Origin of the sequence: Methylobacterium sp. J-088, from assembly GCF_022829295.1 — a bacterium.
GTDB lineage: Bacteria > Pseudomonadota > Alphaproteobacteria > Rhizobiales > Beijerinckiaceae > Methylobacterium.
The window spans coordinates 21,024-32,278 of record NZ_JAKSYH010000014.1 but is presented as its reverse complement, the minus strand read 5'-3'; the positions used below and the strand labels follow the sequence as shown (position 1 = coordinate 32,278).

Here is an 11,255-nt window from a genome sequence, read left to right as displayed (position 1 = left end):
GTGCCGAGACGCGCGATCCCCCTCCCCCCTATGAGATTCACCCATCTTCGGTTGACGCCGCCGTTCGCGGCCGCTCTCGCCACCTGCGCACGCCGACCGGGCCAACCCGCAGTGTCGAGGCCAGCACCTCGTTCCCCGTCCGGAGCCACCCGTTGTGGGTTTTTTCGGGGTTTCAGGGCTGCGCACCGGTGCCGAGACCGCCGTTCCCCCTCCCCCGTATGATAGGCACACATCTTCGGTGGACGCGGCCGTTGGCGGCCGGGCGCGACCGGCCGCCTCTCCCGTGCGGGAGAGGTCTGCTCTCGCAGAGAGCCGGGTGGGGGACGGGAAGGTTCAGGTTCGAGCAAGCCATTACGGTGCGTGCAGGGGGCGCCGTTTTCGGGAAGGTCACACCCCTCTCCCTCCAGGAGAGGGGACCCGCGCCTTATCCGAGAGCCCCAGGGGCCGATCGAGAGGTGTGGACCCGGTAGCCCGCAAGGGGGGGAGGGAGACGCGCGCATGGCCTCTCGCCCTGTTCCTTGTCCTCACCCCCCTCCCCGCCCGGGCCGAGATCGAGCCCGGCGACCTCACCCTCACGGTCACCGCCGAGCGCAACGGCAACAGCGCCCCCTACCCCCGCGAGATGGTGCTGCTGAAGATCCACGGGGTCTACAAGCAGCCGATCCTGCTGGAGGAGGTGGTTCAGCCCTCGCTGGCCAACTTCTCCTGGACGCAGCTCGGCCGCGATCATTGGAGCAAGGCCAAGCTCCCGGACGGCCAGAGCGCCATCGCGTTCGACCGCACCGTGGCGGTCTTCCCGCACCACGCCGGCCAGTTCACCATCGAGCCGTTCACCCACAAGCTCACCGTCAACGATGTCGGCGAGCGGCGGGTGGTCGAGGTGCGCTCGCAGCCGATCCCCTTCCCGGTGGCGCCCTGGACCGCCGCCACGGGCGGCCCGGACGCCAAGGAGCCCTGGTGGCTGCCCGCCCGGGACGTGGCGGTCACCGATTCGTGGAGCCCCGACCCTGAGACTATCAAGGTCGGCGAGACCGCCCGCCGGATCGTCACCCTGGAGGTCCAGGGCATGGTGGCCGAGGGCCTGCCGCCCCGGCCGGTGATGCGCACCCGCGGCATCATCACCTTCGCGGGCCCCGTCACCCGCGAGACCCTGCTGACCCCCTCGGGCCCCGTGGCCCGGGCCACCTACCAGTGGGACGTGAAGCCCGGCGTACCGGAGATCATCCCCCTCGACGCGATCGCGATCCCCTGGTTCGACACCAACACCCGCACGATGCGCGAGACCGAGATCCCAGCCCGGCAGATCGGCGGCGGCCTGCCCGACCGCGAGACCGACCGGGCGCCCCCGCCGGTCCCCGCGCCCCTGGCGGTCGCGGCAGCGGCGCTCGCCGCCTTCGGGCTCGGGCTGGCGCTGATCGGCTTCGGCCTGGGCCGGCCGACTTTGCGCCTGTCCGGGCCGACCCGGCGGCGCCTGCGGGCGGCGGCCCGCGCCGACGATCCGGCCCGGTTCCGCGCCGCCCTCGACGCGGCGATGCGCGAGGCGCCGGAGCTCGCCCGGGTCTGGCGGGCGCAGCCCGACCTCGCCGCCGCCTTCGCGGCCCTCGACCGGTCGGTGTTCGGCGCCGCGGGTGCGGCCGGACCGGATCTACCGGCCCTGGCGCGCAGCCTGTCACGCGCTCAACCGGTGGCCGCCGAACCGGGGCCCGACCGGCTGGCACCCCTCGACGGACCGGCCCGCTAGAGCGCTCTCCGCCGAAGTGGACACCGGTTCGACGCCAGAGCGCGCGTCACAACGAAGGCTTTGAGCCGGGCGCGATGGCACCACGATCGGGCGCGGCTCCGAGCGCCGCTGCGGGGGTCTTGGCGATCCTCGTCTTGTGAAGGACGGTTCGGGAACAGCCACCGCGGTTATGATTTGGGTCGCCGGCGCCGATCGCCACGGAGACCCACTCGACATGTCCACGCCCCTGACCCGACCCATCCTCGCCGCGGCGCTCAGTGCCGCCCTGGTCCTTCCCGCCACACTTCCGACCACGGCCTTGGCCCGATCGTCCGGCGCCGAGCGCACGCTGAAGATGGTCGACACCGACAAGGACGGCACCATCGATCTCGCCGAAGCCCAGGCGGCGGCCGGCAAGGTTTTCGACGCCGCCGAGACCGACAAGGATGGCACCGTCGACGCCAAGGAGCTGAAGGGCCGGGTCAGCAAGAAGGATCTGAAGGCCGCCGACCCCGATTCCGACGGTACCCTCGACCGTAAGGAATACCTCGCCCTTGTCGAACAGCGCTTCAAGGCGGCCGATCCGGACGGCGACGGCAAGCTCGACGCCAAGGAACTCAAGACCCCCGCCGGTCGGAGCCTGCTGCAGCTTCTGAAGTGATGACCGCCTGATCGACAGCCATTGCACAGTCCATAGGCAAGTACTATTTCTGTGCAATGGCTCAAGATCTGGGCAGGCATCAATATTTTGCATGATGTTGTGTCATCTGAAAAATCTCCATAGGTTCCCAGTATCCGGTCGAACAAGAACCGGATGAACCACCAGGGAGGAGCGCGATGGCACGCGCGAACGACGTCAAGGATCGGTTCCGCGCGCGGCTGCAGGAAGCCGATGCGAGGAGCAACGCGTTTCGCCAGAAGCTTCTGGACGAAGGCAGCCGGGCGCTGCAGCCGGTCGTGGGCGTCCTGAACCTCATGGCCGAAGTGCTCAACGAGGAGGACAACGTCCACGGCAGCATCACGGGCCTGGAGGCCAGGATCGATCAGGACAACTTCATCAGCCTCTGCGCGCAGCTGCGCGGGCTCGAGGCGGAGCAGAAGATCAAGATCACGTACGGGCCGGAACTCGGCGGCAGCAACTTCATCTCGGTCTCGGGCCTGAACCAGCGCTACAACGAGCGCCTCATGCCCGGCGCGGCGCGCTGCGCCAGCGGGCGCACGGTGGGCAGCGACATCCAGCTCGACGAGCACCGTGGCGACGAGCTGGCCGAGGTGGTCCGCGAGGTGGTGGAGGATTTCTACGCCGCCCAGATCGCGCAGCGCAGCCACTTCACCTTCGCGCGTTGATCCCGGAACCGGCATGGGGGCCGGGAAACCCGGTTCCCCCCTGCACCGTCCTGCGCTAGATCTGTCGGCGATGGGGATGGAGCTCCCCGACAACCGCCCGGCATCCCCATGCCGGGCTGATGGCTCCTACCGCACGGGCGCGCTTTTCGCCGTCCGCGGTGGGGCCGTGCGCCGAAGCCGCGACGCGTGAGGTCCGCCCGACCGAAACAGGAAGGGCAGGCATGATCAAGACCCTCATCGTCATCCTCGGCGCCGGACTCGGAGGCGGCGCCCGGCACGGCGTCAACGTCGCGGTTGCGCGGCTGCTGCCGGGTCTCGGCTTTCCGCTGGCCACGCTGATCGTCAACGTGCTGGGCTCGTTCCTGATGGGCGTGTTGGCCGAGGGTTTTGCCCTGCGTGGCGCGGCCAGCCACCCGGCCCGGCTGTTCCTGACCACCGGAATTCTCGGCGGCTTCACCACCTTCTCGACCTTCTCGCTCGACGCGATCAGCCTGTACGAGCGCGGCGAGACGGCCATGGCCGCCCTCTACGTGCTGGCCTCGGTCGCCGCCGGGCTCGTGGGTCTCGTGGCGGGCCTCGCCCTGGTCCGGGCAATCCTGAGTGGGAGCTGAAAAAGTCCTGGTTTCAAAAGGTCTTCGACCTTTTGCGGGTGCAGGGTGGAACCCTGCTGTCGGGCTTCGCTCGAGCGTCGGGCTTCGCCCGAGCGTCGGGGCGCTGCCCCGACACCGCGCCAAAGGGCTCGCCCTTTGGGAACCCCGGACGGACTCAATCCGCGATGAACTTCAGGCGGTGGTCGCGGTAGAGGTCGACGATCGCGGCCGCCGTCTCCTCGATGGAGCGGCGGGTCACGTCGATCGTCGGCCAGCGGTTCTTCACGAACAGCCGGCGCGACATGGTGATCTCGTCCGCCACCGCCGAGCGGTCGACGTAGAGGGACGATTCGTCGGCGTTGAGGCTGGAGAGCCGGTTCTGGCGGATCTGCACGATCCGCTCCGGTGACGCGAACAGGCCCACCACCAGCGGCTTGCGCGCGCGCTCGATCGCCGGCGGCAGCGGCATCCCCGGCACCAGCGGCAGGTTGGTGGTCTTGAGGCCGCGATTGGCGAGGTAGATCGAGGTCGGCGTCTTCGAGGTGCGGCTGACCCCGAGCAGGATCACGTCGGCCTCCTCCAGATCGTCCGGCAGGTTGCCGTCGTCGTGGGCAAGCGTGAAGTTCATCGCGTCGATGCGCTTGAAGTACTCCGCGTTCAGCATGTGCTGGGCGCCCGGCCGGGCCGTGGTCTCGGCGCCGAGATAGGCGCGCAGCAGGTCGTGAACCGGCCGCAGCACCGACAGGCACGGGGAACCCGTCTCCCGGGCGACCTCCTCCAGCCGCTCGCCGAGATCGCCGCCCACCAGGGTGTAGAGCACGAGGCCCGGCGCGGCCCGGATCTCCGAGATGACCCGGTCGAGCTGCGCCGCCGAGCGCACGAGCGGGTAGACGTGCTCGATCGCCGACACCCCCTCGTACTGGGCGGCGGCCGCCCGCCCGACATTGATCAGCGTCTCGCCGGTCGAGTCGGAGACGAGGTGGAGGTGGAAATAGCTGCGGCCCATCTGGTCGCCTTCGTCGCGGGGCCCGGGTTATCCACCGCCGGCCGCCTGGGGAGTCGATCCGTGTGGATAGGATGCCCGACCGGGCCGGTCCAGAACGGGACGGTGTTCGGTTATCGACTCCGCCGTTCACAGGCCCGCGATTTGGGCAGGCGGAATCCGGGCCCGTGGGAGAATCCGGGACACACGGGGGGTGCGTACACGACTCGGCGTAGCCAAGGCGCTGTCGGACCATCCGGTTCTCGCAATATGGAGCGAATCCTTTAAAGCCTCGTTAACGGCGCGGCGGCGGGGACGGCCTGTGGACCCGTTTGTGCGCCCGATCCTCGGCCCCCCAATAGAAAAAACAGAGTCCTAGAATCTCTCTTTTCTTTTCGAAGGGGCCTGTGTGGGGATCGGTGCGCCTCGACTCGACAGGAGGCGCGCCGACAGGCATTCGGGATCGGACAAGCGGGGGTGGAGCGCAGATGACGGGGACGCCGCAGGGGGAGCGCAAGGTGCTGCGTGTCCTCGAGGGAGAAGCCATCGGGCCGCCCCCCGCCTGGATGATGCGCCAAGCGGGCCGCTATCTGCCGGAATACCGGGCGAGCCGGGCCGAGGCGGGCTCGTTCCTCGATCTCTGCTACAGTCCGGATTTCGCCGTCGAGGTCACCCTTCAGCCGATCCGGCGCTTCGGCTTCGACGCCGCGATCCTGTTCTCGGACATCCTCGTCGTCCCGCATGCGCTCGGTCAGGACGTGCGCTTCGTGGAGGGCGAGGGACCGCGCCTCGACCCGCTCGACGGGCGTGAGGCGTTTTCGCGCTTGCGCGAGGTCGGCGACCCGGCCGTGATGACCCACCTCGCCCCGGTTTTCGAGACGGTGAAGCGGTTGCGCGCCGAACTGCCCCGCGAGACCACGCTGCTCGGCTTCTGCGGCGCCCCCTGGACGGTGGCGAGCTACATGATCGGTGGGCGCGGCACCCCGGACCTCGCCCCCGCGCGGGCGCTGGCCGAGGGCGACACGGCCCTGGTCGACACCCTGATCGACCGCCTCGTCACCGTGCAGACCGACTACCTCGTGCGCCAGCTCGAGGCCGGCGCCGATGCGGTGCAGATCTTCGAGTCCCATGCCGGCACCCTGCCGCTGGCTCTTCCCGCCGCGGCCGGCACCGTCGAGCCTGTGGGCGACGTCGCCGAGAGCGCGCTGCCGGATGCGAGCGTGGATGCCCTCACCCGCTGGTCCCTGCGGCCGATCGCCCGGATGATCGCGGGCGTGCGCGACAAGGTGCCCGGGGCCAAGATCATCGTGTTCGCCCGCGGCTCGGGGCTCGACGGCCATGCCCGCGTGGTGCCCGAGACCGGCGCCGACGCCGTCGGGGTCGATTGGGGCGTGGACCTGAAGGCGCTGCGCGGCCGGGTGCCGGCCTCCACGGTGACGCAGGGCAACCTGCATCCCGACACGCTGATCGAGGGCGGTGCGGCCCTCGACGCGGCGGTGGACACCGTGCTGGCCGCGACCGCGGGCCTGCCGCACATCTTCAACCTCGGCCACGGCATCACGCCGCAGACGCCGGTCGCCCATGTCGAGCGCATGCTCGCACGGCTGCGGGGCTGAGCCGGCCGTGCTGTACGACTGGATCAAGGTCGGGCACATCGTCAGCCTGATCGCCTGGATGGCGGGTATGCTCTATCTGCCCCGGCTGTTCGTCTACCACGCGAGCCTGCCGCCGGGCTCCGAGGGGCAATCGGCGACCTTCAAGGTCATGGAGCGCCGCCTGCTCAAGGCGATCATGACCCCGGCGCTGATCGCCACCTGGGTGTTCGGGCTGATCCTCGCCTGGATGAGCGGCTACTATGCGGCGCCCTGGCTGCAGGCGAAATTCGTGCTGGTGCTGGCGATGTCGGGCATCCACGGCTGGCTCGCCCGGATGGTCAAGGATTTCGCCGCCGACCGGAACACGCGCGGCCACCGGTTCTACCGGATCCTCAACGAGGTGCCGACGCTCCTGATGATCGTCATCGTCATCCTGGTGGTGGTCAAGCCAGGCCTGTGATCCTGTGATCTCGGGCCTGATTCACCACGCCGCCGGCGCGCGAGGCGGAGCTTTTCGCGCGGCGGCTCGTTCTGAGCCCATGTCGAGATTGTTCCCCGCCGTCCTGGCCCTGGCCACCCTGACGTTCGGCTCCTACGCCCATGCGGCGAGCTTTCCCTGCGACAAGGCCGAGGCGCCCGACGAGAAGGCCATCTGCACGCACCTGCCCCTCAACGACCGGGACATCGAGATGGCGACCCGGTTCGAGATCCTGAAGGCGGTGCTGCCGATGGGCGGCCAGGGGAAGCTGCGGGACGACCAGGAGGCGTGGCTGCAGGAGCGCCGGACCTGCGGCGCCGATGTCGCCTGCCTGACGGCCGCCTACGACGCGCGGCTGAAGGTGCTACGCGCGGTGCTTTCGGAGTTCGCCAAGCAGGGGCCGCAGTAGAGGATCGGGGGCGCCTTGCCTTTCCGCATCGCCGGGTAGAACCGGAATCTCGGCCGATCATTTACACCGGACCTTCATAGGTCGAGGAAACTTTCCGCCGAGAACGAAAAACGTGCGCTCAAGGCCCGGGCCTGACGGATGTTGATCCGCCGCTTCCCGCTCAGGATCTCCGAAACCACCGACTGCGTACCGACTTCCGGCAGATCGCCCTGGCCAAGGCCGCGCTCATCCATGATGTAGCGCAGGGCGGCGGCACCGGTGACCCTCGGCATGGGGCGATGTGCCTCGTCGTAGGCCTCGATCAGATCGCCCATGCGGGAGGCGAGGACCGCCAGGGGATGATCCTCGTCCTCGCCGACAAGACTGAGAATCTGGTCCATGGCCTGAACCAGTCGGTCATAATCGCCGCGGGTCGCCGGGGCGGTCAGCAGCGGAGCGACGTGCGGCCAATGCTCCACTGCCTTCTCCACAAGGGTGGTCATCTCATACCTTCCATTTGCCCTTATCGTATGTGGCGTGATCCAAGATCGCTTGGATATAGACTTTCTTAAATTTATATTGAACGATGGCAATCAGGCGTAGTTTATTTCCGCCGATATCGAAGACATGCAGACGGCCGACCTTGTCGGTTGCCGGAAATAGCTCCTTCATCTGGGCGAAGTCGCACGGTTCCGCGCTCTTCATCAGGCGATACCAAGTATCAAGCGCGTCGGCGGCACGCGGCCACGTTCGCTTGGCCTCCCAGATCCGAGCTTGGGTAATGACGTGCATGGGGTCGCGGCCGCATCGCAGTTTGCGATACTAGCGGATTGGCGCAGCAGCGGGAAGCCACCGCACGGAGCGTCCCGCTCCCTACAACCGCGCCAGCAACCGCTCCGCCAGCGGGTTCTCGGCCGCGAACGCATAATCCACCCGCCGCACCGTCACGGCCCGCGCTCCGGCCTCGACCAGCGCCCCCGCGAGGTCGAACACCGCCCCCTCCGGGCAGCGCAGCACGATCTCACCGTCGGCCCCCCGCGGGGCCCCGTAGGGCAGTTCCGCCTCGTGCAACCCTGCGATGCTGGCGAGGTCGATCGTGCCGCTCTCCGGCAGGGCGGCGCGCACCTCCCGGGTGGTGCGGGCGCGCTCCTCGGCGGCAATCCGGCCGAGCACGGTGCGGAGCGCCGCCCGCTGGCCCGCGCCCCAGGGCGCCTTGAGCGAGGCCACGAGGTTCGCCTCCGAGCGCAGGATGATCCCGTCCTCCAGCACCTTCAGGGCGTTGGCGCTGAGCGTCGCCCCCGTGGTGGTGATGTCGACCACGATCTCGGCCGAGCCGGCGGCGGGCGCCCCCTCGGTGGCGCCCAGACTCTCGACGATCCGGTAATCGGCCACGCCCTTCTCGGCGAAGAACCGGCGGGTCAGGTTCACGTATTTGGTGGCGACCCGCAGGCGCCGGCCGTGGCGGGCGCGCATGCCGGCCGCGACCTCGTCGAGATCCGACATGTCGCGCACGTCGATCCAGGCCTGGGGTACGGCCACCACCACGGTGGCGTTGCCGAAGCCGAGCGGCGTCAGCAGTTCCACCTGGCCGCGGACGTCCGGCAGGGTCTCGCGGATCAGATCCTCGCCGGTCACCCCGAGATGGGCGGCGCCCGAGGCGAGCTGCGCGGCGATCTCGGAGGCCGAGAGGTAGCGCACCTCGACGTCGGGCACGCCGAGCAGCTTGCCCCGGTAATCGCGGGCGCCCGCGCCTTGCGCGAGCTTGAGGCCCGCGCGGCCGAAGAACGCGCTGGCATTCTCCTGCAGGCGTCCCTTGGACGGGACCGCCAAGATGAGGGGCTCGAAGCTGAGGGGCTCGGAAGCGCTCATTGTCCGGCTCCCGCCACGCGCTCGATCCAGAAGGTGCAGCCCACCGCGGGCAGCGGCACCGGGCTGCCGAGATGCCCGAGGAGCCCATCGTAGCGCCCGCCCCCGACCAGGATCGGGCCGTCGCGCTCGGTCACCTCGAAGATGAAGCCGGTATAATAGTCGAGGTTGCGGGCGAAGCCGCCCTGGAAGCGGAAGCGTTCGATCGGCAGGCCCCGGGCCGCGATGAAGCCGGTGCGCTCCTCGAACAGGTCGAGGGCGGCCGAGAGGGCGTCGTGGCGGATGTTCGCGTCGGCGACCAGCGCCCGCAGATCACGCGCCGCAGCGTCCGGATGGCCGGCGATCGCCCGGTAGCGGTCGAGGATTGCGCGGTTCTCAGTGTTGAGCCCGGCCCCGCCATGGGCCTGCGCGGAGGCTTTGGCGAGGAAGCGCTCGGCGATCTCGCCCGCGCTGCGCCCGCCCACCGCCGAGATCCCGGCGATCGCCAGCACGTCCTCCACGAAGGCGCGTACCCCGCGCGGGTCCTGGCCCTGGATCGCTGCCAGAAGGCCGGCATGCGGATCCTCGGGCCGCGCTCCGGCACCGTTGGTCACGGCGTCGAGCGAGCGCCCGGCGGCGAGCGCCCGCAGGGTCCGCCGCTTGGCCGCGGGCGGCACTGCGAGCCCGTCGAGGAGCGCTACGGTCAGGCCCATATCGCCGAGCCGCACTGCCGGATCGTGCCGGCCGAACAGCGCGAGACCTTCGAGGGCGAGGCCCAGCACCTCGGCGTCCGCGGCCGGCGTGTCGGTGCGCCCGATCGATTCGATCCCGGCCTGGAAGAACTCGTCGGGCTCGTCGGCGGCCAGCCGGAAGACGGGTCCGCAATAGCTGTAATCGGCCACCCGCCCGTCGGCCTCGGCCCGGTGCAGGCGGCAGACCGGAATGGTGAATTCCGGGCGCAGGCACAGTTCCGCCCCGGCCGCGTCCTGGGTCACGAAGATCCGGCGGCGGATATCCTCGCCGGACAGTTCCAGGAACGGCTCCAGCGGCTGCAGCACCGGCGGCGTCACCGGCCGGTAGCCCGCCGCCGTCAGATGGGCGAGCAGACGCGTCCGTGCCGCGTCCCCCGCCCCCGTCTCACCCGCCTCCGGTCGTGTCATCGTGTCCACCTCGCGGGCGCTCTGTAGCAACCGCGGCCGGGCTTGGCGACACGCCCCGCGCTGGTCCGGCGCGCGGGACTGCGCAGGGGCCGTCCGAGCCGATCGGCACGCCGATCACGGGATTCCAAAGGGCTCGCCCTTTGGCGGGTCGTCAGGGCAGAGCCCTGACAGATCGGGCGAAGCCCTGGTGCGGGCGAAGCCCGACAGCAGGGCCCTGCCCTGCACCCGCGAAAGGGCTCGCCCTTTCGAAACCAGGATATTCGATTTGTGAATCAATGCAATGACGCGTCAGACTATAATTTATCGATCATACGAGCTGAAAATGAAGTCGATACGACTCCTAATCCAGCAGATTAAGGCTTCGAAAGCGGATGGATTGCGTCCGCCTCTGAGCCTGAGCATTGTCGGGTGGTCGGATCATCCGGCGACGGTGGGGAGAAGATCCCGGGATGACTCGGCGCGTCTTTCAGATCCCCGGTCGGCGACAGGTGAGCCTCGCCGCCGCGCTGACCCTGATCCTGGCGGCGCAGGCGCCCGCCCGAGCCGAGCCCAAGCTCGAACGGGTGGTGACGGTCACCCGCCACGGCGTCCGCGCGCCGACCGCCTCGCCGGCTGCGCTGGAGGCTAAGACCGGGCGGCCCTGGCCCGCCTTCCCGGTCGAGCCGGGCGAGCTGACCCCGCACGGCGCCGAGGCCCTGTCCCGGATGGGAGCCTACCTGCGGACGGTCTATGCCGCGGCGGAGCTGCTGCCCGCGACCGGCTGCCCGGCGCCGAACGCCGTGCAGGTCTGGGCGGACGGCGCCGCGAACCGCACCCGCCGGAGCGGCCAGATCCTGGCCGACGCCGTCCTCCCGGGTTGCGGCCTCGTGGCGCGCCATGGGCCGGTGGGTGCCATCGATCCGGTCTTCGACAGCGGGCGCGTCTGCCCCCTGGAGCCGGTCGTGGCCCTGGCGGCGATCCAAAGCCGGACGGTGGGCGGGATCGCGGTGACCGATAAGCCGTCCGAGAAGGCCATCGCGGCGCTGAAACGGATCCTCGGCCCGCAGGCCTGCACGGCGGTCCCGGCCGCCTGCCTGGACGGTCCGAGCACGCTGGTCGCCGAGCCGGCCGGGCCGAAGATCGCCGGTCCATTGGCGCTCGCCGCCATGGT

General features: G+C 69.8%; 13 protein-coding genes, 1 pseudogene and 1 riboswitch. Of the genes and pseudogenes, 8 read left to right on the top strand and 6 right to left on the bottom strand.

Annotated features, from left to right (window positions below):
• The first annotated feature begins 457 nt into the window (after nt 1-457).
• The 4 genes from MKK63_RS00555 (at nt 458) to crcB (ending at nt 3,678) form a co-directional block, all read left to right on the top strand.
• A complete protein-coding gene (locus MKK63_RS00555) occupies nt 458-1,741 on the top strand; it encodes a hypothetical protein (RefSeq protein ID WP_409564456.1) in 1,284 nt (427 codons plus the stop codon).
• Between the two features lie 214 nt (nt 1,742-1,955).
• Complete coding sequence (locus MKK63_RS00550) at nt 1,956-2,381, top strand: EF-hand domain-containing protein (protein ID WP_243997699.1); 426 nt, start codon at nt 1,956-1,958, stop codon at nt 2,379-2,381.
• 176 nt (nt 2,382-2,557) lie between these two features.
• A complete protein-coding gene (locus tag MKK63_RS00545; protein ID WP_243997697.1) occupies nt 2,558-3,067 on the top strand; it encodes a hypothetical protein in 510 nt (169 codons plus the stop codon).
• A 63-nt stretch (nt 3,068-3,130) separates the two neighbouring features.
• Nucleotides 3,131-3,203: riboswitch (Fluoride riboswitch) on the top strand.
• A gap of 85 nt (nt 3,204-3,288) precedes the next feature.
• Nucleotides 3,289-3,678: a fluoride efflux transporter CrcB gene (gene crcB, locus MKK63_RS00540; RefSeq protein ID WP_243997694.1), complete on the top strand. Its 390-nt coding sequence runs from the start codon at nt 3,289-3,291 to the stop codon at nt 3,676-3,678.
• Nucleotides 3,679-3,832: 154 nt separating this feature from the next.
• On the opposite strand, the gene MKK63_RS00535 is transcribed toward crcB, so the two are convergent.
• Nucleotides 3,833-4,663: a pyruvate, water dikinase regulatory protein gene (locus MKK63_RS00535; protein ID WP_243997693.1), complete on the bottom strand. Its 831-nt coding sequence runs from the start codon at nt 4,661-4,663 to the stop codon at nt 3,833-3,835.
• 464 nt (nt 4,664-5,127) lie between these two features.
• Between MKK63_RS00535 and MKK63_RS00530 the strand changes: the two genes are divergently transcribed.
• The 3 genes from MKK63_RS00530 (at nt 5,128) to MKK63_RS00520 (ending at nt 7,121) form a co-directional block, all read left to right on the top strand.
• Complete coding sequence (locus MKK63_RS00530; RefSeq protein ID WP_243997691.1) at nt 5,128-6,255, top strand: uroporphyrinogen decarboxylase; 1,128 nt, start codon at nt 5,128-5,130, stop codon at nt 6,253-6,255.
• Nucleotides 6,256-6,262: 7 nt separating this feature from the next.
• A complete protein-coding gene (gene hemJ / locus MKK63_RS00525; RefSeq protein WP_243997689.1) occupies nt 6,263-6,694 on the top strand; it encodes a protoporphyrinogen oxidase HemJ in 432 nt (143 codons plus the stop codon).
• Between the two features lie 79 nt (nt 6,695-6,773).
• Nucleotides 6,774-7,121, top strand: coding sequence for a lysozyme inhibitor LprI family protein (locus MKK63_RS00520; RefSeq protein WP_243997688.1), 348 nt, complete (start codon nt 6,774-6,776; stop codon nt 7,119-7,121).
• A 74-nt stretch (nt 7,122-7,195) separates the two neighbouring features.
• Here the strand turns inward: MKK63_RS00520 and MKK63_RS00515 are convergent, their stop codons facing one another.
• The 4 genes from MKK63_RS00515 to MKK63_RS00500 all read right to left on the bottom strand — a co-directional run bounded on the left by MKK63_RS00515 (nt 7,196) and on the right by MKK63_RS00500 (nt 10,105).
• Entirely contained in the window at nt 7,196-7,603 is a 408-nt protein-coding gene (locus MKK63_RS00515; protein ID WP_243997686.1) for a type II toxin-antitoxin system HigA family antitoxin, read from the bottom strand.
• Nucleotide 7,604: 1 nt separating this feature from the next.
• The gene (locus MKK63_RS00510; RefSeq protein WP_243997684.1) at nt 7,605-7,892 is read right to left on the bottom strand and encodes a type II toxin-antitoxin system HigB family toxin; all 288 of its coding nucleotides are present in this window, start codon (nt 7,890-7,892) and stop codon (nt 7,605-7,607) included.
• A gap of 81 nt (nt 7,893-7,973) precedes the next feature.
• Nucleotides 7,974-8,969 carry an ATP phosphoribosyltransferase gene (gene hisG, locus MKK63_RS00505; protein WP_243997682.1) on the bottom strand — a complete coding sequence of 332 codons (996 nt, stop codon included), beginning with the start codon at nt 8,967-8,969 and terminating at the stop codon, nt 7,974-7,976.
• Nucleotides 8,966-10,105: an ATP phosphoribosyltransferase regulatory subunit gene (locus MKK63_RS00500; protein WP_243997680.1), complete on the bottom strand. Its 1,140-nt coding sequence runs from the start codon at nt 10,103-10,105 to the stop codon at nt 8,966-8,968. The genes hisG and MKK63_RS00500 overlap by 4 nt, the downstream gene beginning before the upstream one ends.
• 449 nt (nt 10,106-10,554) lie before the next feature.
• Here MKK63_RS00500 and MKK63_RS32125 point away from each other — a divergent pair.
• Nucleotides 10,555-10,908, top strand: a pseudogene (locus tag MKK63_RS32125) (histidine-type phosphatase); the annotation flags it as partial.
• Here the strand turns inward: MKK63_RS32125 and MKK63_RS00495 are convergent.
• On the bottom strand, nt 10,833-11,252 hold the full coding sequence (locus tag MKK63_RS00495) for a hypothetical protein (protein ID WP_243997678.1): 420 nt from the start codon (nt 11,250-11,252) through the stop codon (nt 10,833-10,835). The pseudogene MKK63_RS32125 and the gene MKK63_RS00495 overlap by 76 nt on opposite strands.
• Nucleotides 11,253-11,255 lie beyond the last annotated feature (3 nt).

Bases quoted from the DNA above. Each gene is read 5' to 3' on its own strand.
- MKK63_RS00550 (WP_243997699.1), top strand. From the start codon at position 1,956: ATGTCCACGCCCCTGACCCGACCCATCCTCGCCGCGGCGCTCAGTGCC.
- MKK63_RS00545 (WP_243997697.1), top strand. From the start codon at position 2,558: ATGGCACGCGCGAACGACGTCAAGGATCGGTTCCGCGCGCGGCTGCAG.
- crcB (WP_243997694.1), top strand. From the start codon at position 3,289: ATGATCAAGACCCTCATCGTCATCCTCGGCGCCGGACTCGGAGGCGGC.
- MKK63_RS00535 (WP_243997693.1), bottom strand. From the start codon at position 4,663: ATGGGCCGCAGCTATTTCCACCTCCACCTCGTCTCCGACTCGACCGGC.
- MKK63_RS00530 (WP_243997691.1), top strand. From the start codon at position 5,128: ATGACGGGGACGCCGCAGGGGGAGCGCAAGGTGCTGCGTGTCCTCGAG.
- MKK63_RS00520 (WP_243997688.1), top strand. From the start codon at position 6,774: ATGTCGAGATTGTTCCCCGCCGTCCTGGCCCTGGCCACCCTGACGTTC.
- MKK63_RS00515 (WP_243997686.1), bottom strand. From the start codon at position 7,603: ATGACCACCCTTGTGGAGAAGGCAGTGGAGCATTGGCCGCACGTCGCT.
- MKK63_RS00510 (WP_243997684.1), bottom strand. From the start codon at position 7,892: ATGCACGTCATTACCCAAGCTCGGATCTGGGAGGCCAAGCGAACGTGG.
- hisG (WP_243997682.1), bottom strand. From the start codon at position 8,969: ATGAGCGCTTCCGAGCCCCTCAGCTTCGAGCCCCTCATCTTGGCGGTC.
- MKK63_RS00500 (WP_243997680.1), bottom strand. From the start codon at position 10,105: ATGACACGACCGGAGGCGGGTGAGACGGGGGCGGGGGACGCGGCACGG.
- MKK63_RS00495 (WP_243997678.1), bottom strand. From the start codon at position 11,252: ATGGCGGCGAGCGCCAATGGACCGGCGATCTTCGGCCCGGCCGGCTCG.